The 19880-nt window shown below is 71.5% G+C and carries 12 protein-coding genes and 1 tRNA gene; 4 read left to right on the top strand and 9 right to left on the bottom strand.

Annotated features, from left to right (window positions below):
• The first annotated feature begins 85 nt into the window (after nt 1-85).
• From ACZ5GT_RS14370 to ACZ5GT_RS14360, 3 genes are all read left to right on the top strand, one after another.
• Nucleotides 86-1618, top strand: a complete 1533-nt coding sequence (locus ACZ5GT_RS14370; protein ID WP_469021242.1) for a flotillin family protein — start codon at nt 86-88, stop codon at nt 1616-1618.
• 518 nt (nt 1619-2136) lie between these two features.
• A complete protein-coding gene (locus ACZ5GT_RS14365) occupies nt 2137-3360 on the top strand; it encodes an ISL3 family transposase (RefSeq protein ID WP_469021239.1) in 1224 nt (407 codons plus the stop codon).
• A gap of 21 nt (nt 3361-3381) precedes the next feature.
• A complete protein-coding gene (locus ACZ5GT_RS14360) occupies nt 3382-4197 on the top strand; it encodes a DUF6924 domain-containing protein (RefSeq protein ID WP_469021436.1) in 816 nt (271 codons plus the stop codon).
• Between the two features lie 230 nt (nt 4198-4427).
• Here ACZ5GT_RS14360 and ACZ5GT_RS14355 read toward each other — a convergent pair whose 3' ends face one another.
• On the bottom strand, nt 4428-4841 hold the full coding sequence (locus ACZ5GT_RS14355; protein ID WP_469021235.1) for a MerR family transcriptional regulator: 414 nt from the start codon (nt 4839-4841) through the stop codon (nt 4428-4430).
• Between the two features lie 403 nt (nt 4842-5244).
• On the opposite strand from ACZ5GT_RS14355, the gene ACZ5GT_RS14350 reads away from it, so the two are divergent.
• Complete coding sequence (locus ACZ5GT_RS14350; RefSeq protein ID WP_351892124.1) at nt 5245-6750, top strand: SulP family inorganic anion transporter; 1506 nt, start codon at nt 5245-5247, stop codon at nt 6748-6750.
• Nucleotides 6751-6977: 227 nt separating this feature from the next.
• Here the strand turns inward: ACZ5GT_RS14350 and ACZ5GT_RS14345 are convergent.
• The 8 genes from ACZ5GT_RS14345 to ACZ5GT_RS14310 form a co-directional block, all read right to left on the bottom strand.
• A tRNA-Thr gene (locus tag ACZ5GT_RS14345) sits at nt 6978-7054 on the bottom strand.
• A gap of 99 nt (nt 7055-7153) precedes the next feature.
• Nucleotides 7154-8752, bottom strand: coding sequence for an alpha/beta hydrolase (locus ACZ5GT_RS14340; RefSeq protein ID WP_469021229.1), 1599 nt, complete (start codon nt 8750-8752; stop codon nt 7154-7156).
• Between the two features lie 102 nt (nt 8753-8854).
• Nucleotides 8855-10060 carry a DNA polymerase III subunit delta' gene (locus tag ACZ5GT_RS14335; RefSeq protein ID WP_469021226.1) on the bottom strand — a complete coding sequence of 402 codons (1206 nt, stop codon included), beginning with the start codon at nt 10058-10060 and terminating at the stop codon, nt 8855-8857.
• Nucleotides 10061-10224: 164 nt separating this feature from the next.
• Nucleotides 10225-13392 (bottom strand): dTMP kinase, encoded by a 3168-nt coding sequence (gene tmk, locus ACZ5GT_RS14330; RefSeq protein ID WP_469021223.1) that lies wholly within the window; start codon nt 13390-13392, stop codon nt 10225-10227.
• Nucleotides 13393-13522: 130 nt separating this feature from the next.
• Nucleotides 13523-16426 carry a type I DNA topoisomerase gene (gene topA, locus ACZ5GT_RS14325; RefSeq protein WP_469021219.1) on the bottom strand — a complete coding sequence of 968 codons (2904 nt, stop codon included), beginning with the start codon at nt 16424-16426 and terminating at the stop codon, nt 13523-13525.
• Nucleotides 16427-16673: 247 nt separating this feature from the next.
• Complete coding sequence (locus ACZ5GT_RS14320) at nt 16674-16871, bottom strand: hypothetical protein (protein WP_469021215.1); 198 nt, start codon at nt 16869-16871, stop codon at nt 16674-16676.
• A gap of 500 nt (nt 16872-17371) precedes the next feature.
• The gene (locus ACZ5GT_RS14315) at nt 17372-18889 is read right to left on the bottom strand and encodes a DUF7059 domain-containing protein (RefSeq protein ID WP_469021212.1); all 1518 of its coding nucleotides are present in this window, start codon (nt 18887-18889) and stop codon (nt 17372-17374) included.
• A 201-nt stretch (nt 18890-19090) separates the two neighbouring features.
• A complete protein-coding gene (locus ACZ5GT_RS14310; RefSeq protein ID WP_469021209.1) occupies nt 19091-19681 on the bottom strand; it encodes a small secreted protein in 591 nt (196 codons plus the stop codon).
• Between the last annotated feature and the right edge of the window lie 199 nt (nt 19682-19880).

The raw sequence follows: 19880 nt of genomic DNA, 5'->3' as shown, positions 1-19880 counted from the left end.
CCGCTCCTCCTTCCTCATCTGCTTTCCGCCCCTCGCGGGGCCTTTCCAGCCCCTTTCGGGGTGCTACGTGTCTGGGGGCACTGTCATGAGTCCTGTCGTCGTCGCCGTGGTCGGAGTCGTCGTACTCCTCGTCCTGTCGGCGCTCGTCGTCATCAGCCGGTACAAGGTGGCCGGCCCGAGCGAGGCATTCATCATCACCGGCCGGCGCGGCAAGAAGTCCACCGACCCGGAGACCGGCCGGGTGTTCACCGACAACAGCGGGCAGAAGGTCGTGGTCGGCGGCGGGGTGTTCGTCGTGCCGTTCGTGCAGCAGAAGTTCACCCTCGACCTGTCCTCCCGGCACATCCCGGTCGCCGTGCGCGGCGCGGTCACCCTGCGCGGGGTGAAGGCCAACCTCGACGGCGTCGCGATCGTCAAGGTCGGCGGCACCGAGGACTCCATCCGGGCCGCCGCCCAGCGGTTCCTGATGCAGCAGGACGGCATCGTCGGCTTCACGCAGGAAGTGCTCTCCGGCGCGCTGCGCGCCATCGTCGGCCGGATGTCGGTGGAGGACATCATCCGCGACCGGGCTGCCTTCGCCGGGCAGGTCGCCGAGGAGGCCGAGGCCAGCCTGTCCGGACAGGGACTGGTGCTGGACGCCTTCCAGATCCAGGACATCACCACCGAGGGCTCCTACCTCGAGGACCTCGGCCGCCCCGAGGCCGCCCGCGCCAAGCAGGAAGCCGACATCGCCGAGGCAGTCGCCCGGCGGGCCGCCGAGCAGGCGCGGCTGAAGGTCGAGGAGGAGATCGCCGTCGCGCAGCGGACGTTCGCGCTGAAGCAGGCGGAGATCAAGGCCGAGACGGACGAGGCCGGGGCCCGCGCCGCGGCCGCCGGCCCGCTGGCCGAGGCGGCCCGGCAGCAGGAGGTCCTCGCCGAGCAGGAGAAGGTCGCCGAACGGCAGGCCGCGCTCACCGACCGGCAGCTCGACACCCAGGTCCGCAAGCCCGCCGACGCCCAGCGGTACGCCGCCGAGCAAGAGGCGGAAGCCCGGCGGGTCGCACGGGTCAAGCAGGCCGAGGCCGAGCGGCTGGCCGGTATCGCCGCCGCCCAGGCGGAGGCCGAGCGGTCCCGGCTGACCGGTGAGGGCGAGAAGCAGCGCCGCAGCGCTCTCGCCGAGGCGGAGGCCATCGAGGGCCTCAAGCAGGGCGAGGCCGAGCGGTCCCGGCGCGCGGCGGTCGCCGAGGCGGTCCGGCTGGAGGGCGACGCGGAAGCCGCGGCGATCGCGGCCAAGGGCAGCGCGCAGGCCGAGGCGATGCGGAAGAAGGCCGACGCCTACGGGCAGTACGGCGAGGCCGCGATCCTCCAGATGCTCGTCGAGGTGCTGCCGGAGGTCGTCGCCAAGGCGTCCGAGCCGCTCAGCGCGGTGGACAAGATGACGGTGATCTCCACCGACGGAGCCGGCCGGATCCCGCGCGCCGTCGCCGACAACGTCGCCCAGGGCCTCGAACTGCTCGGCTCCACCACCGGCGTCGACCTCACCCAGCTCCTGAAAGGCGTCACCGAGCGTGTCGCCACAGCCGCCGCGCCGACGGACCGGTCGGCCCGGCTCGACGGCAAGGTCGAGATCACCGGCTGAACAACCGGTCGAACACCGGGGCCCGCCGTGGGAGGCGGCGGGCCCCGCTCGGCGTCTGCCGTTCAGCCCGTTGTGGGGACCACAGCCGATCAGCCGCTATCCGGTTTGCGACAGAGCCGGTGGTGTTAACGGTAGAGGGCAGTTCCGCCATGGGACGGTGCGAGAGAGCTGATGCCGCTTTCTCGGATTGTCCATGCCCCGAGGAGGTACCTGGCGGACTCAGTTGCACCGAGCGAGAAATAGGGCATGTCCGTGGTCGGGAGAAAGCCGGCAAACGCGCCGCCCCGCGGTCGGGTCAGGCCGAAGGGTGTGGCCGGTCGGCCATCGACCTGGTCGACAAGCACCTGTGAGCGGCACGACTGCGGCGCTGTCCCTTTTCGGGGCTCTGTCCGCAGTTCCGTGAATCCCCCAGGTCAGCGGCTGGAACGCGGGATCGTTTCGGCAGCGTACTTCCTGCCGTGGCGAACAAGACGGTTGAGGATGTGCTGTTTCCCGGGATCAATGTACGGGTGGAGGGGGTGAGCGACTCCTCCGGCATCCTGGTGGTGGAGGCAGTGTCGACGGCCAGTCCAGGCCGGTGCCCGAACTGCCGCAAGCAGGCCCGCCGCGTACACAGTACGTATCAACGCTCCCTGGATGAGCGGCCGTTGGGCTCGCGCCGCGTCATCGTCCGGCTGCGCGTGCGCCGGTACTTCTGCGATCGCGGGAGCTGTTCCCGCACGACGTTCGTCGAGCAGGTTCCGGGGCTGTCCGCGCGCTACAGCCGTTCCAGCATCGGGCTGGCGGGCTGGCTGCGGTCAATCGCGACCGAGCTCGGCGGCCGCCCTGCCGCACGGCTGTGCCGCCGGTTGCGGCTGACCGCTGGCCGGACGCGTCTGCTCAGGCTGCTGACAGCGCCGGTGGTGCCGGACCGCGCCCCGAGGGTGCTGGGGGTGGACGAGTTCGCCTTCCGCAAGGGCTGCACCTACGGCACCGTCCTGGTCGACGTCGAGGCCGGCCGGGTCGTGGACGTGCTGCCCGACCGCACCTCCGAGACGTTCGCCGCCTGGCTCAAGGACCATCCCGGCGCGGAGATCATCTGCCGGGACCGGGCGACCTCCTACACCAAGGCGGTCAGGGAAGCTGCCCCGGACGCCCTCGAAGTCGCTGATCGCTGGCATCTGTTGCAGAATCTGTCCGCCGCGGTGGAGAAGACCTGCCACCAGCACCGCAACTGCCTGCGCAAACGTGCCGAGGAAGAGACGGTGACCGAGGTGCCGGAGCCGCCCCCGATGCTGTTACCGCCCGTGGAACTGCCCCGCACCCAGATCATCGAACGCACCCGCCACCGCTACGAGGACATCCACCGCCTGCTGGAGAAACGCTGGACGATCAGCGCCATCGCCCGCCGTCTCAACCTCGACCGCAAGACCGTGCGCCGCTTCCGCGACACCGACCTCGACGAACTACTGGCCTCCGCCCGCGACCGCCGCCCCAACGGCGTCCTGGAGCCGTTCAGGGCATACCTCAACGCCCGCTTCACCGAAGCCCAAGGCCAGGTCAGCGGCACCCGACTGTTCCTGGAGATCCAGGCCCGCGGCTACCGCGGCAGCCGCCAGGTCGTCCGCAAACACCTCGCCGCCCTCCGCGCGGGCACCGCCGAACCGGTCCGCGCCGACATCCCTAGCCCTCGCAAGATCACCTCCTGGATCATGCGGCCCCGGGAGACGCTCACCGAAAGCCAGGACGAGCGACTCCTTTAAGTCCGGCTCGCCTGCCCGGACATCACCCGGGCCTGCGACCTCGCCCGCGCCTTCGCCGACATGGTCCGCCACCAGCGCGGATACCTCCTGCTGAAGTGGATCCGGCAGGCCGAACAGGATGCACCGAAGCCCATGAAGGGCTTCGCCGGCTTCCTCCGCCAGGATCTCGACGCTGTGACCGCCGGGCTGACTCTGCCCTGGAGCTCTGGAGTCGTCGAAGGGCACGTGAACCGGGTGAAAACGCTCAAGAGGGCTATGTATGGCCGAGCCTCATTCGAACTCCTCCGGACCCGCATCCTCGGAAACGGCCCGTCAGACAGTCGGACACGGCTCACCGATCATCACCGAGGAGAAGAATCCATGAGTCCGTTGCCCGCCGTCACCGGCCGTGATGAGTTCGATGCCCTGGTCGTCAGAACCGACTACCTCGACGACCAGGCGTGGCAGGACGTAGCGGCGGCGCTGATGGAGCCTTGGGGAGACAGGCCGTACGAGGCAGACGTCCACTTCATCGACGATCTGGCCTGGTCAGGGGCGACCGTTGACGAGGTGCTGACGGCGGTCCGCGGCGACGACAACCTGGCCGTCGTCTTTCTCGCCGACCGTACAACCATGCAGGCCGAGAGCCACCCGCTGCTGGCGGTGACCACGCTGACGCGGGAGGAGTGCGTGGACGACGAGGACTACGCACAGCTGACCGAGTTCGGCCGCCATTTCCGCACCATCCCCGCAAGACTCCACGAGGTTCACGCGAACCTGAGCATCGGCAACCTGGGCTTCGAGGAGTTTGCGGCATGGGCTCACGATGATCCCGAGGGGATCTTCCGGTCCTTCTGAATGGGTTCACGGAACTGCGGTCAGAGCCCTGAAATCGACCAGGGTCGCTCGTCACCTCACTCGGTCCGCCGTTAAACGGAGTGGGGAGTTCTAACGAGCGCCAAGCGTATTTCTGGCCCGCTCGCGGAGTGCGCGGGCGGCGTCGGCCGGTCAGGGGCGCCTTCCGCGCTGGGCGTCACCCACCCGGTCAGCGCGTCATACATGTAGCGCCATGAGGTAACGCCGTGGTTCTAGATGCGGGCGGCAGAAGTGTTCTGCTCCAGACGGGCGCCCAAGGTGGCGGCGAAGTCCTCAGCGCGGGCCAGCTGCACCCGCAGCTTCTCCACCTGCTCGGCGGCAGCCTGCTGATATGTGCGGATGCGCTCCAGGAGGGCCTCGCGCTCGCCGGCGTCGAGAGCGTCGTCGCTGTCCAGGCGGTCGGTGGCGTCCAGCAGGTCGCGCATCTGCTCCAGGGTGAAGCCGAGCGGCTTCATCCGGCGGATGACCATGAGCCGGGCGACATCGGTCTCGGTGTAAAGGCGGAACCCGCCCTGGGACCGGGCGGAAGGGATGACCAGGCCGGTCTCCTCGTAGTACCGGATGGTACGCAGGGACAGCTCCGTCCGCGCGGCGACCTCGCCGATCTGCATGTGCTTGTCGTCCACGCCCGTGCTCCTGGCCCTTCCCGTCATGGCGGCCGCGTCCCGTGCAACCCCACCAACCTCTACTCTAACGTTAGGGTAGAGTTGTTGACTGTGAGGGGCACCCAGGTGCGTCCTCCGCTGCCGTTCCGGGGCCGATGGCGCCCCCGGCGAAGATCCGATTCTTGCAGGAGAGAGCGTGCGCGAGCCCATGACGCTGGTCGCCGCCGCCTGCCCGCCGTGACCCTTCGCCTCTGGACGTGAGTGGCCCGGCCGCCCATAGCGTGCCCTCCCGCCTCGCGTCCCCTTCGACTTCCGGTCCGCTCTGCGGGCCATCCGCGCGGGGCCGCCCCGGCGCCCGCGCGTCCTTCCCGCATGCCCCGGCCTTGCGATGGGGTGTGCCCGAGCCCGACAGGTACGCATCTCCTTGTCTTCTGCTGCTGTGACTCCCGCCGCACGTCTGCGCGGCCTGCGCCCTGACTGGCTGAACAACCCGAAGGTGTGGCGCACCGAGATCCTGGCCGGCCTGGTCGTCGCCCTGGCTTTGATTCCCGAGGCGATCTCGTTCTCGATCATTGCTGGGGTCGACCCGGCGATCGGCCTGTTCGCCTCGTTCACCATGGCCGTCACCATCTCCATCGTCGGCGGACGCCGCGCGATGATCTCCGCCGCCACCGGCGCGGTCGCGCTCGTCATCGCGCCCATGAACCGCGAGCACGGCCTGGGCTACCTGGTCGCGACCGTCATCCTGGCGGGTGTCTTCCAGGTGATCCTCGGCGCGATCGGCGTGGCCAAGCTCATGCGGTTCGTGCCCCGCGCGGTGATGACCGGCTTCGTCAACGCCCTCGCCATCATGATCTTCATGGCGCAGGTGCCGGAGATGCACGACGTGCCCTGGCCGGTCTACCCGCTGATCATCAGCGGGCTCGCGCTGATGGTGTTCTTCCCGAAGGTCACCAGGGTGATCCCGGCGCCTCTGGTGTCCATCATCATCCTCACCGTGATCACCGTGGCCGCCGGGATCGCCGTGCCCACCGTCGGCGACAAGGGCAAGCTGCCCTCCTCGCTGCCGGTGCCCGGCCTACCCGACGTGCCCTTCACCCTGGACACCCTCACCACCATCGCGCCCTACGCCCTCGCCATGGCACTGGTCGGCCTGATGGAATCGCTGATGACCGCCAAGCTGGTCGACGACATCACCGACACCCACTCCTCCAAGACCCGCGAATCCATCGGCCAGGGCATCGCCAACATCGTCACCGGCTTCTTCGGCGGCATGGGCGGCTGCGCCATGATCGGCCAGACCATGATCAACGTGAAGGTGTCCGGCGCCCGCACCCGCCTGTCCACATTCCTCGCGGGCGCGTTCCTCATGGTGCTGTGCATCGCTTTCGGTCCGGTCGTCTCCGACATCCCCATGGCCGCCCTGGTCGCCGTCATGGTCATGGTCTCCTTCGGCACCTTCGACTGGCACTCCATCGCGCCCAGGACACTGAAGAGAATGCCCGCCGGTGAGATCACTGTCATGGCCGTCACCGTGATCGTCGTGGTCTCCACCTCCAACCTCGCCATCGGCGTCGTCGTCGGCAGCATCACCGCCATGGTCATCTTCGCCAAGCGCGTCGCCCACCTGGCCAACGTCACCGCCGTCACCGACCCCGACGCCAGCACGGTCGTCTACTCCGTCACCGGAGAGCTGTTCTTCGCCTCCTCCAACGACCTCGTCGGCCAGTTCGATTACGCGGGCGACCCGAAGAAGGTCGTCATCGACCTCTCCGCCGCACACATCTGGGACGCCTCCTCCGTCGCGGCCCTGGACGCGATCGAGACCAAGTACGCCCAGCGCGGCAAGACCGTCGAGATCACCGGCCTCAACGACCCCAGCGCCGACCTCCACGGCAAGCTCACCGGCGAACTCGCCGGCAGTCACTGACCCAGCGCCCCCAACACCAGAGGACCCCGGTCGGTTAGGCCGGGGTCCTCTGATGCGCTCTCAGGGCTCGAAACCACGACCCACGCATTACAAATGCGTAAGGCTCCCCGGCCCCACCTTGGACCCATTCAGCCCCCGCAGGGGCCTCACGGGACAGTGGTATAGACCGCGAATCAATCAAGGGAATAAGAAAAGACCAGGTCAGACTAGGTCTGGCCTGGCTCTTATGGAGCCGCCTTCGGGATTCGAACCCGAGACCTACGCATTACGAGTGCGTTGCTCTGGCCATCTGAGCTAAGGCGGCGCGCTGTCGCACTATGGTGCGATCAGCAACGTCGGTAAGTCTACACAGTTTCCGGGGTGCTCCGTACCAGCCCCCGGAGCACCCGGGCCGGGTCGGCGATCAGGACCGCGAGCAGCGTTTTCCCGCCGCCGGGGGTGTCCCGTGCAGGAGGTAGGCGTCGATCGCGGAGTCGATGCAGGCGCTGCCTCGGCCGTAGGCGGTGTGGCCGTCGCCCTCGTAGGTGAGGAGGCGGGCCGAAGAGAGCTGGCGGGCGAGGGAGCGGGCCCAGCGGTAGGGGGTCGCCGGGTCGCGGGTAGTGCCGACCACGACGATCGGCGACGCGCCCCGCGCCTCGATGCGGTGGGGCTCACCGGTGGGCCTGACCGGCCAGTACGCGCAGCTCAGGGACGCCCAGGCGAGGGTCTCGCCGAAGACCGGGGACGCCTTCTCGAAGGCGGGGAGGTCCTTGCGCACCTGGTCGGGGGTGGCGAAGGCGGCCGGGAGGTCCAGGCAGTTCACGGCGGCGTTGGCGGACATCAGGTTCGAGTAGTGGCCGCCGGCCTCGCGTTCGTAGTAACTGTCGGACAGGGCGAGCAGGCCCGCGCCGTCGTGGGACTTCATCGCCGACGCCAGCGCCGCGCGCAGTTGCTCCCAGGCGCCCTGGTCGTACATCGCCGCGATCACGCCGGTGGTGGCGAGGGCCTCGCCGAGCTTGCGCCCGTCGATGTCGCCGGTGGGGATCGGGTGCGCGTCCAGCTTCCGGAAGAAGGCACTGAGGTGCGGGCCGACGTCGGAGGCCTTCTTGCCGAGCGGGCAGTCCCGGTGCCGTACGCAGTCCTTCGCGAAGGATGTGAACGCCGTCTCGAAGCCCGCCGTCTGGTCGAGGTTCAGGCGCCGCGCCGGCAGCGACGGGTCCATCGCGCCGTCCAGCACCAGCCGGCCCGCCCGCTTCGGGAACAGCCCGGCGTACGTCGCCCCCAGCAGCGTGCCGTACGACGCGCCCACGTACGTCAGCTTCGCGTCACCCAGCGCGGCCCGCAGCAGGTCCATGTCCCGTGCCGCCTCGACGGTGGAGACGTGCCGCAGCAGCCGCGGCGAGTGCGCGCCGCAGCCTTCCGCGAACTTCCGGTACGCGTCGACGAGAGCACCGGTCTCCGAGCGGTCGTCGGGTGTGGTGTCGGTCTGCGCGTAGGCGTCCATCTGCCGCCCGTCGAGGCAGGTCACGGGCTCGCTGCGGGCGACGCCCCGCGGGTCCACCGCGACCATGTCGTAGCGGGCGCGGACCTCGGCGGGATAGCCGACGGCGGCGTACTGCTGCAGGTAGCCGATCGCCGAGCCGCCCGGCCCGCCCGGGTTGACCAGCAGCGACCCGAGCGGCCTGCCCTTGCCGGTGGCCCGCTTGCGGGCGACCGCGAGCCGCACGTCCCCCTCGTCGGGCTTGGCGTAGTCCAGCGGCGCCTTCATCGTGGCGCACTGGAAACCGGGGACGCCGCAGTCGCGCCATTGCAGTTTCTGCCCGTAGTACGGCGCGAGGGCGCGCGGGACGGACTGGGGCAGTGCCGCCAGCGCGGCCTCCGCCGGGCTGCCGACCGAGGCCGCCGGGCCTCGGGAGGAGCAGGCGGGGACGAGCAGCAGGGCCGCCGTGAGGAGGGCGGCGCCGATGCGGGCCGGGGGCCTTGCGGACGAGGTGGCCGGGCGGGGGGTTCGCCAGAGGTGCATCAGGCGAGCGTAACCCTGGGCTACCAGATGAATCCTCTCCGTACACGCTATGGCTCGTACGAGTTACATGGTCAACCTCCTGTTGATCCCCGGCCCCGGTGGTCAGCCCGCTCTGAGCGCCATCGTCATCGCCTCCACCGCGAGCAGCGGCGCCACGTTGCGGTCGAGGGCCTCGCGGCAGGCGGCGATCGCCTCTATGCGGCGCAGGGTCGACTCGGGGGAGCTGGAACGGGCGAGGCGTTCGAGGGCGTCCTCCGCGTCCGCGTTGGCGATCGCCACCCGGGAGCCGAGCTGGAGGGCGAGCACGTCGCGGTAGAAGGCGGTGAGGTCGGTCAGGGCGACGTCGAGGCTGTCGCGCTGCGTCCGCGTCCGGCGCCGCTTCTGCTTGTCCTCCAGTTCCTTCATCACGCCCGCCGTGCCGCGCGGCATCCGGCCGCCCTGGACCGCGCCCAGCGCCGCCTTCAGTTCCTCGGTCTCCTTGCCGTCCATCTCCTCGGCGAGCTGACGGGCGTCCTCCGCGGCCGCGTCGACGAGCTCCTGGGCGGCCTTCAGGCAGGCGCCGACCTCGTCGAGACGGAGCGGGAGCTTCAGCACGGCGGCGCGGCGCTCGCGGGCGGCCGGGTCGGCGGCGAGGCGGCGGGCCCGGTCGACGTGGCCCTGGGTGGCGCGGGCCGCCGCGGCGGCGACGTCGGGTTCGATGCCCTCACGCCGTACGAGCATGTCGGCGACGGCGTCCACCGAGGGCGTGCGCAGGTTGAGGTGGCGGCAGCGGGAGCGGATGGTGGGCAGGACGTCCTCGACGGAGGGTGCGCACAGCAGCCAGACCGTGCGGGGGGCGGGCTCCTCCACCGCCTTCAGGACGGCGTTGGCCGACTTCTCGTTCAGCCGCTCGGCGTCCTCGACGAGGATCACCTGCCAGCGGCCGTTCGCCGGTGAGGTGAACGATTTACGGACGGTGTCCCGCATGTCGTCGGCGAGGATCTGCGCGCCGACCGCGGCGACGGTGGTGACGTCGGCGTGCGTGCCGACGAGGGCGGTGTGGCAGCCGTCGCAGAAGCCGCAGCCGGGGGAGCCGCCGAGCGCCCGGTCCGGGGACACGCACTGCAGGGCGGCGGCGAACGCCCGCGCCGTCTGGTTCCGTCCCGCGCCGGGCGGTCCCGTGAACAGCCAGGCGTGCGTCATCTTCGACGCCTCCGGCAGCGGCGTGTCCGCGGCGACCGCGGTGACCAGCGCGTCGGCGTCCCGGGCAGCCGCGTCGAGCTGCTCGGCCACCTTCTCTTGGCCCACGAGGTCGTCCCAGACGGTCATCGCTCACCCCGCCCTTTCGTCATGGTTCGCGGTGCGGCTTCCATTGTGCGGGGCACCACTGACAACGTGCGGGGCACCACTGACAACGGCTGCGGTACGGCGCCCCGGGGACCCGCCGACCGACGGCCGACCGACGGGGCCGACGGGCCGGCGGGGCCGACGGATCAGCGTCCCCGGCGCCGGCCGCGGCCCGGGTCGTCGTCGTGGTCGTCCTCGCGCGGTCCGAGCAGTTCGTCCGCCAGCGTCGGCAGGTCGTCCAGGGGTGTCTCCTCGGCCCAGTCCGATCGCGGCCGCCGCCGCGGGGTCCCCCGCTCGTCGACCTGAGGCAGCTCCCGCGTGCGGTCCTCCGTCCCGTCCGGGCGCGCCCCGGCGGACGGCTCGTCCCGGAAGAACCCCGGCGGCACGCGGTCCGCCGCTCCCCCGTCACGCACGGGCGGCAGCACCGCCGTCTCGTCCGCCGCGCCCGGCGGCACCGGGGACACCGGCGGCTTCGGCAGCTTCGCCGTCACCTCGGCGTCGGACTCACCGGCGGACTCGCCCACGGACCGCCCGCGGGAAGCCTCGGCGGCTGTGCCGACGCGGTCCTCCGCCGGAACCGGCCGCAGCACCGCCGTCTCCTCCAGCGGGCCGCCCGAAGCGTTCGTCGGCGTCACGATCGGGGTCGGGACGGTCGAGGCGTCCGGCGGAGCGACCGGCGGCGCCGGCTGCCGGGGGCCCGCCTCCGCGGCGGCCGCGGCCTGCTCGGCGAGCCGGCGGGCCTCCTCGGCGCGCAGCAGGGCCTCCTCCGCCTTCCGCTGCTTCTCCAGTCGCCGCGCCTCGGCCTCGGCGCGCAGCCGGGCCTCTTCCTCTGCCTGCCTGCGCCGCCGCTCCTCGTCGGCCTTGCGGCGGGCCTCCGCCTCGGCCCGGGCCTTCTCCTCGGCGAGCAGCCGCTGCCGTTCCTCCTCGGCCTTCCGGCGCGCCTCCTCGGCCCGCTGCCGGGCCTCCTCCGCCTGCCGCTCGGCCTCGCGCCGCTGCGCCTCCTCCAGTTCGCGCCGCTTGCGCTCCTCCTCCTCGGCGCGCAGCTTCGCGAGCTGCTCCTGGCGCTCGCGCTCCAGCCGCTCCTCCTCGGCCTTGCGGGCGGCCTCCTCCTCCGCCTTGCGGCGGGCCTCCTCCTCGGCCTTCCGGCGGGCTTCCTCGCGGGCCCGGATCTCCGCCTCGGACAGCGGCAGCATCCGGTCGAGCCGGTGCCGTACGACGGTCGTGACGGCTTCGGGGTCCTGGCCGGCGTCCACGACGAGGTACCGCCCGGGGTCGGCCGCGGCGAGCGTCAGGAAGCCGGAGCGCACCCGCGCGTGGAACTCGGCCGGCTCCGACTCCAGCCGGTCCGGCGCCTCGGTGAACCGCTCGCGCGCGATCTCCGGCGCGACGTCCAGCAGCACGGTCAGGTGGGGCACGAGGCCGTTCGTGGCCCAGCGGTTGATGCGGGCGATCTCCGTCGGGGACAGGTCACGGCCCGCGCCCTGGTAGGCGACCGAGGAGTCGATGTAGCGGTCTGAGATGACCACCGCGCCGCGCTCCAGCGCGGGCCGGACCACCGTGTCGACGTGCTCGGCGCGGTCCGCCGCGTACAGCAGCGCCTCCGCGCGGTGCGAGAGGCCCGCGCTGGACACGTCCAGCAGAATCGACCGCAGCCGCTTGCCCACGGGCGTGGCGCCCGGCTCGCGGGTCAGCACGACCTCGTGCCCCTTGGCCCGGATCCACTCGGCGAGCGCCTCGGCCTGGGTGGACTTGCCTGCGCCGTCGCCGCCCTCCAGGGCGATGAAGAAGCCGCCGGCCGCGGGCACCGTCTCGGGGTCGTCGCCGCCGAGCAGCGCGTCGCGCAGGTCCTGCCGCAGGGGGACGCCGGAGCGGTCGTCGACCTTGGCGAGCACCAGCGCGGCCACCGGCAGCAGCAGCGCGCCGACCAGCATCAGGGTGAAGGCCGCGCCGCCGTGGGCGAAGACGAACTTGCCGTTCTCCAGACGGTGCGGGCCGATCCCCGCCGCCACCACGGGTGCGACGACCGCGCCGAGCGCCACGAAGACCCGTACGACGGCGTGCAGGTGCTCGGTGACGCGGGCGCGCCGCTGGTCCTCGGTCTCCTGGTCGAGCAGGGTGTGCCCGATGTTGGCGGCCATGCCCGCGCCGACGCCGGCCAGCGCGGCGATCAGCAGCACGGTGGTGACGTCCGGGACGAGTCCGGCGGCCAGCAGCGCGACGCCGGTGAAGGCGATCACGAGGGCCAGCAGACGGCGCCTCGACAGGGTGGGCAGCACGGCCGGGGCGGTGCGTATGCCGACGACGACGCCGCCGGTCAGCGCGCCCACCAGCAGCCCGTACGTGACGGGGCCGCCGCCCAGGTCCTTGGCGTGCAGCACGCACACGGAGACGGCCGCGGAGATCGCGCCCGCGACGGCCGCGGAGGCGAGCACCAGCAGCGGCAGGACGCCCGTACGGCCCCGGTCGACGTCCGCGCCCGCCCTGGGCCGGCGCAGTCCCTCGAGCGGGGAACGCGCGCGGGGGGTGCGGGTGTCGGGCAGGACCAGGAAGGTCAGCACGGACAGGGAGGCGGCGAACAGCCCGGCCGCCACGTACGACGCGAGGGCGGCCTGGTGCTGGTCGAACCAGTCGATGCCGGAGCCCAGCAGGTTGTTCAGCAGCCCCGCGGCGACGAGCACGGCGGCCGCGAGCGGGATCGCCACGAAGTTCGTGCGCAGCGACAGGCGGCGCAGGGCGTCCATGTGGTCCGGCAGCGGCCGTATCGACGCGCCCTCCGGGGGCGGGCCGGGCAGCAGCGCGGGAGACGCGCTCTCCCTGCACACCGTCCAGAAACGTTCGGCGATCCCGGCGACGAACACGGTGACCAGGAGGACGGCGAGCGCGTTGTCCGGCGTCCAGTCGATCCACAGGGGCGCCACGATGAGCAGCGCGACCCGCAGGCCGTCGGCGCCGACCATGGTCCAGCGCCGGTCGAGCGGGCCGTCGTGGGAGGTGAGCGAGGTGAGCGGGCCGAGGAGGACGGCTCCGAACAGCAGCGTCGACAGGATGCGCACCGCGAACACGCTCGCCACTGCGAACGCCACGCCGCGGTAGCCGCCGCCGAAGGAGCCCGCGTCGATGGCGGCCTGCAGGGCGAGGAGCACCAGCACCAGGAGGGCGAGGGTGTCGCCGACACCGCCCACGAGCTGTGCGCTCCACAGCCGCCGCAGCTGCGGTCGGCGCAGCAGGGCACGGACGGCGCGCTCGCGGGAGTCCGCGACCAGGGCGTCGTCGGGGGCCGGCGGGGGGGCCGTTGGCTGCTCGGCTCGCGTCATGCGTTCAGCCTATCGGGACCGGCTGACAGCCTGCGGCGTCCGCCCGAACGCGCGCACGCCCCGACACCAAACTGATGCCGGGGTGTGCCCGTGTGAGCGCGAAGTGAACGGGAGGTGACCCCGCCGCGCCTCAGTCCTCCGCGGAGTTCGCCGCCGTCGTCTGCTTCGCGGCCGTCTTCGTGGCCGTCTTCTTCGCGGTGGTCTTGGCGGCCGTCTTCTTCGCCGCGGTGGTCGTCTTCTTCGCCGCGGTCTTCTTGGCGGCCGTCTTCTTGGCGGGGGCGGCCTTCTTCGCCGCCGCCTTCTTCGCCGTCTTCTTGGCGGGCGCCTTGGCGCGCTTCTCGGCCAGCAGCTCGAAACCGCGCTCCGGGGTGATCTCCTCGACGCTGTCGCCGGAGCGCAGGGTCGCGTTGGTCTCCCCGTCGGTGACGTACGGACCGAAGCGGCCGTCCTTCACCACGACCGGCTTGCCGCTGACCGGGTCGGCGCCCAGCTCCTTCAGCGGCGGCTTGGCGGCCGCCCGGCCACGCTGCTTGGGCTGGGCGTAGATCGCCTGCGCCTCCTCCAGCGTGATCGTGAAGATCTGGTCCTCGGACTGCAGCGAGCGCGAGTCCGTGCCCTTCTTCAGGTAGGGACCGTAGCGGCCGTTCTGCGCGGTGATCTCCTGGCCGTCGGCGTCGGTGCCGACGACGCGCGGCAGGGACATCAGCCGCAGGGCGTCCTCGAGCGTCACGGTGTCCAGGGACATCGACTTCAGCAGCGAGGCCGTGCGCGGCTTGACGGCGTTCTTGCCGGTCTTCGGGGTGCCCTCGGGGAGCACCTCGGTGACGTACGGGCCGTAGCGGCCGTCCTTGGCGACGATCTGGTGGCCGGTCGCCGGGTCGGCGCCCAGCTCGAAGTCGCCGCTCGGCTTGGCGAGCAGTTCCTCGGCGAGGTCGACGGACAGCTCGTCGGGGGCCAGGTCCTCGGGCACGTCCGCCCGCTGGTGGTTCTCGGAGTCCTTCTCGCCGCGCTCGATGTACGGGCCGTAGCGCCCGACCCGCAGCACGATGCCGTTGCCCACCGGGAACGACGACACCTCGCGCGCGTCGATGGCGCCCAGGTCGGTGACGAGCTCCTTGAGGCCGCCGAGGTGGTCCCCGTCGCCGTTGCCGGCGTCGGCGGCGGTGGAGCCGGTGCCCGCGGCGGAGCCGCTGCCGGACGCCGCCTCGCCGAAGTAGAACCGCTTCAGCCACGGCACGGACTGCGCCTCACCGCGGGCGATGCGGTCGAGGTCGTCCTCCATCTTGGCGGTGAAGTCGTAGTCGACGAGCCGCCCGAAGTGCTTCTCCAGGAGGTTGACCACCGCGAAGGACAGGAAGGACGGCACCAGGGCGGTGCCCTTCTTGAACACGTAGCCGCGGTCGAGGATCGTGCCGATGATCGACGCGTACGTCGACGGGCGGCCGATCTCGCGCTCCTCGAGCTCCTTGACCAGGCTGGCCTCGGTGTAGCGGGCCGGGGGCTTGGTGGCGTGCCCGTCGACCGTGATCTCGTCGGCGGACAGCGCGTCGCCCTCGGCGACCTGCGGCAGCCGGCGCTCGCGGTCGTCCAGCTCGGCGTTCGGGTCGTCGGCACCCTCCACGTAGGCCTTGAGGAAGCCGTGGAAGGTGATCGTCTTGCCGGAGGCGCTGAACTCGACGTCCCGGCCGTCGGCGGCGGTGCCGCCGATCTTCACGGTCACGCTGTTGCCGGTCGCGTCCTTCATCTGGGAGGCGACGGTCCGCTTCCAGATCAGCTCGTAGAGCCTGAACTGGTCGCCGGTCAGGCCGGTCTCGGCGGGCGTGCGGAAACGATCACCCGAAGGCCGGATCGCCTCGTGCGCCTCCTGCGCGTTCTTGACCTTCCCGGCGTACGTGCGCGGCGCCGAGGGCAGGTAGTCGGCGCCGTACAGCTGCGTGACCTGGGCGCGGGCGGCGGCGATCGCCGTGTCGCTCAGCGTCGTGGAGTCCGTACGCATGTACGTGATGAAGCCGTTCTCGTACAGCTTCTGCGCGATCTGCATCGTCGCCTTGGCGCCGAAGCCGAGCTTGCGGCTGGCCTCCTGCTGCAGCGTCGTCGTACGGAACGGGGCGTACGGCGAGCGGCGGTACGGCTTGGACTCGACGGACCGGACGGAGAACCGGGTCTGTTCCAGCGCGGCGGCGAGGGCGCGGGCGTTCGCCTCGTCGAGGTGGAGGGTGTTCGCGCTCTTGAGCTGCCCCAGCGAGTCGAAGTCGCGGCCCTGCGCGACACGCCTGCCGTCGACCGTCTGCAGGCGGGCGACCAGCGACGACGGGTCCGACGGGTCTCCGGCGCGGCCGGATGGGGGTCCCCCCGCCGGAGCGAAGTCGGAGGTGGGGGAGAAGGTGCCGGTCAGGTCCCAGTACTCGGCGGAACGGAACGCGATGCGCTCCCGCTCCCGCTCCACGACGAGCCGGGTGGCGACGGACTGGACGCGGCCGGCCGACAGGCGCGGCATGACCTTCTTCCAGAGCACCGGCGAGACCTCGTAGCCGTAGAGGCGGTCGAGGATGCGGCGGGTCTCCTGGGCGTCGACCATGCGCTGGTTGAGGTCGCGCGGGTTGGCGACGGCCGCGCGGATCGCGTCCTTGGTGATCTCGTGGAACACCATCCGCTTGACCGGGACCTTGGGCTTCAGCACCTCCAGGAGGTGCCATGCGATGGCCTCGCCCTCGCGGTCCTCATCCGTGGCCAGGAAGAGCTCGTCGGAGTCCTTCAGCAGGTCCTTGAGCTTCTTGACCTGGGCCCTCTTGTCGGCGTTGACGACATAGACCGGCTCGAAGTCGTGCTCGACGTCCACACCGAGGCGACGGACCTCGCCGGTGTACTTCTCCGGCACCTCCGCGGCGCCGTTGGGAAGGTCGCGGATGTGCCCGACGCTCGCTTCGACTACGTAGCCGGGGCCCAGGTAGCCCTTGATCGTCTTCGCCTTGGCAGGCGACTCGACGATGACGAGTCGGCGGCCGCCCTGTGCGGTCTCGCTGGTCGGGGACAACTTCGCTCTTCTCTCCGGTCGACGCTGCGGCCTCCCCAGGCCTCTTCGTCCCGGGGTCGGGTACTGGTGACGCTGCGGAGTGTGACGGTACATCCCGCCCCCGTGTCAAACGGGAAAAGCCCGCAACGGCCACTCGAACGGTAACCCGACTTCCGTCATTCCTGCCGCCCGGCGTGGTCACCGGCCTTTTCGAGCCTATCCGGAGGGACAGCTCCCAATTATCGGAGCCGCGGCTCTGCGGCCCCTTTCAGGATCGTATGAAACACCAGGTCCCGAGGGCGAGCGCGAGCACCGCGGCGACGCCGGCGACGGCCGCCGATGCGACGGGGTTCACACCGTGGGCGACCGGTTCGCGATGCCGCGCCCTGGTCACGGTCCACGTCAGCAGCGCGCCTCCGAACAGGGCGAACACCACTCCCGAGAAGATCGCCGGTCCGCTCTCCATGGCTCTGTGCGCCCCTTTTCTCCTGTCGGCGGGTGTCCCAGCCCCGGGAGACTGACACGCGCGGGCGGCGGGCGGGCGAACCCCGGGTGAACGCGGAGCCGACGGATTCACGGGCCTCCCGGGCCGTGCGGGCGGCCGCCGTGCGGCCCGCGGCGGAAGCGGCGGAAGCGGCGGAAGCGGGTACGGGTGTCTTCCGGCCGTCTTCGTATTGCCGTCCGGCGATCTGGCGGAGATCACGCGGGTGATCAGGGGGGGGCGATCTTGTAAAGCCGGCGCCGCCGCCGTGCGGGTCCGGCATCACGGCATCCGGCCGTTCACGACACAGACGTAACACTGCTCGCCCCGCTCACTCCACTCACTCGACTCACTCCGCTCACAAGGCGACGAGAATTCGTCACCGTGCGGCCCGGTCGTGTTGTCGCCCTTCTCACGGCGCATTTCCACCGGCCCGGACAGGCGTGCGTTCCAGGCCCGGCGGAAGGCGCGTCCGAGTCGACCGGTCAGGCCGGCTCGATGAATCCCTGCTCCACCAACAGCCGGATCTGGGCCGGTGTGCGGTCGCGCAGCAACACCGGGTCCTCCCCGAGCAGTTGGGCGATCGCGTCCAGGATGCGGCCGGCGCTCAGCGACCCGTCGCAGACGCCCGCGAAGCCCGCGCCGATCGTGTCGACCTTGGTGGCCCGGCGCATGCCGCGGTTCTGCCTCAGCACCACGTGCTCGGGATCCTCGGCGCCGGGCAGTCCGACCTGCTCCTGGACGACCTCGGTGACGAGCCGGAAGTGCCCTTCGAGCAGCGCCGCGTCGTCGTGCTCCCGGAGGTAGTCGAGCCGGTCGAAGTGCGCCCGGACCGTGTCGCCGAGCGGCTGTTCGATCGAATGCGGCCACTCCTCCACGGTGACCGAGGGCACGGCCGCCTCCGTCCTGCGCAGGGTGATCCAGCCGAAGCCCACGGCCTTCACCTTGCGCGCCTCGAACTCGTCCAGCCACGCGTCGTACCGCGCCTGGTACTCCTCCGGATCGGCGCGGTGGTCGCCGGCGTCCCGCAGCCACAGTTCGGCGTACTGCGTCACGTCCTGCACCTCGCGCTGCACGATCCAGGCGTCGCAGCCGCGCGGGACCCAGGAGCGGAGCCTGTCCTGCCAGTCCTCCCCCTCGACGTGCTGCCAGTTGGCCAGGAACTGCGCGAACCCGCCCTCGTTGAGACGGTCGCCCGCCTGCTGGACGAGGGTGCGGCAGAGATCGTCCCCGCCCATCCCGCCGTCGCGGTACGTCAGGCGCGCCCCCGGCGAGATGACGAAGGGCGGGTTCGACACGATCAGGTCGTACTTCTCGTCGCTGCGCAGCGGCTCGAACAGCGAGCCCTCGCGCAGGTCCGCGGCCGGGGCGCCGGAGAGCGCCAGCGTGAGCGCGGCGATGTGCAGGGCGCGCGGATTGACGTCGGTCGCCGTCACGCGCGTCGCGTGCCGGGCGGCGTGCAGCGCCTGGACGCCGGAGCCGGTGCCGATGTCGAGGGCGGAGGAGACGGGCGTACGGACGGTGATGCCGGCGAGGGTGGTGGAGGCGCCACCGACGCCCAGGACGACCCCTTCGCCGCGCCGGCCGATGCCGCCCGCGCCGCCGACGGCGCAGCCGAGGTCGGAGACGATGAACCAGTCCTCGCCGCCGGGCCCGCCGTACGGCCGCACGTCCACGGTCGCCGCGACCTCGTCCGCGCCGGCCGCCACCAGCCACCCGCTCTCCAGGCACTCGGCGGCGGGCAGCACGTCCGTCACGTGCGCGTACGGCACGGGCTGCTGCAGCAGGAACAGCCGTACGAGCACCTCCAGCGGCGTGTCGCCACGGGTGGCCCGGAGGGCGGGCACGGTCTCGCTGCGGGCCAGCGCCGCGTACGCGGGGGCGCCGAGCAGGTCGAGGAGCCCGTCGGCGGTGAAGGACGCCCCGAGCAGGGCGTCCCGCAGCCGGGCTGCGACGTCGAGGCGGTCGGTGGAGGGCAGGTGCGCCAGGCTGGAGTTGCTCACGCCCCCATTGTGTCCGTTCGGACGGACAGCGCACCTACGCCTGTGCGGACGGCGGACGGCGGACGGCGCCCGGCACGCGCGCACATACGCCCGGGCACCCGGCGCCGTCACGCGCACGCGTACCGCCCGTCGCCCCGGCCCCCTGCCCTGCCCCGCCCCGCCCCGCCCCGGTGGCCGGGACCGGCGCCGGGGCCGGCCGGTTCAGCCCGTCGTCGCCGCGGCCGACGCGGAGGCCGACTTGCAGCTGGGCTGCTTGGCCATCGCCTGGCCGACGTCGCCCTCCTCCAGGGTCTTGAGCGCGTCGTTGCCGGACTTGCTCAGCTTGTCCAGCGAGGTCGCGATGTCCTTGAGACCGTCGGCGAACTTCGCCTGGTCCTTGGTGTCGAGCCCGTCGACCTGCTCCTTGAGGGAGGCGTACGACGCGGCGATGCCGTCGAGCTCCTTGACGGCGTCCTTCTGCTTCTTCTCACCGTTGTCGACGTTCGGCGCCCCGGCCTTCTCGACGGCGTCCCCGATCGCCTTGTAGGCCTCGGACATGTCCTGGAAAGCCTGCGCGTCGGTCTTCTGGACCTGGGCGGGCGTGCTGTTGTCCGAGGTCTCCTTCTGGATCGCGGCGTTGGCGGCCTCGATCTTCTTGGCCTGCGGCTGTACGGCGTCGCAGACCTGCTTGGCCCAGGCATCCAGCTTCTCGTTGCCGTCGTCGCTGCTGCATCCCGACAGCGCCAGTACCAGTACCGCACCGCCGGACAGCGCGGCCGCGAGCTTCTTGTTCACCGGATTGGTCCCTTCCATGGCTCTCGGCCCCGGAACATACACGCCGGACGGACGGCAACCGCAGAACGGGCATCCGTTATGACCGCTGATAGAACCATTTACACCAGGCGAGAGAAGGCTCACGACGGGCACACGCGCACGAACGGGGCGGGCGGGCGACGCGTCAACACGCGCCGTCCGCCCGCCCCTTGAGCAGACGCCTGAGCAGAGCCTGAGC

The sequence above is a fragment of the Streptomyces sp. NPDC031340 genome, assembly GCF_055569945.1.
The sequence above is the reverse complement of the archived record's forward strand: the minus strand, read 5'-3'. Positions and strand labels throughout refer to the sequence as shown.

What these genes read in the sequence shown, in the direction of transcription:
- ACZ5GT_RS14370 (WP_469021242.1), top strand. Translation starts at nt 86, where the DNA reads ATGAGTCCTGTCGTCGTCGCCGTGGTCGGAGTCGTCGTACTCCTCGTC.
- ACZ5GT_RS14340 (WP_469021229.1), bottom strand. Translation starts at nt 8,752, where the DNA reads ATGCACCTCTGGCGAACCCCCCGCCCGGCCACCTCGTCCGCAAGGCCC.
- ACZ5GT_RS14335 (WP_469021226.1), bottom strand. Translation starts at nt 10,060, where the DNA reads ATGACCGTCTGGGACGACCTCGTGGGCCAAGAGAAGGTGGCCGAGCAG.
- tmk (WP_469021223.1), bottom strand. Translation starts at nt 13,392, where the DNA reads ATGACGCGAGCCGAGCAGCCAACGGCCCCCCCGCCGGCCCCCGACGAC.
- ACZ5GT_RS14320 (WP_469021215.1), bottom strand. Translation starts at nt 16,871, where the DNA reads ATGGAGAGCGGACCGGCGATCTTCTCGGGAGTGGTGTTCGCCCTGTTC.
- ACZ5GT_RS14310 (WP_469021209.1), bottom strand. Translation starts at nt 19,681, where the DNA reads ATGGAAGGGACCAATCCGGTGAACAAGAAGCTCGCGGCCGCGCTGTCC.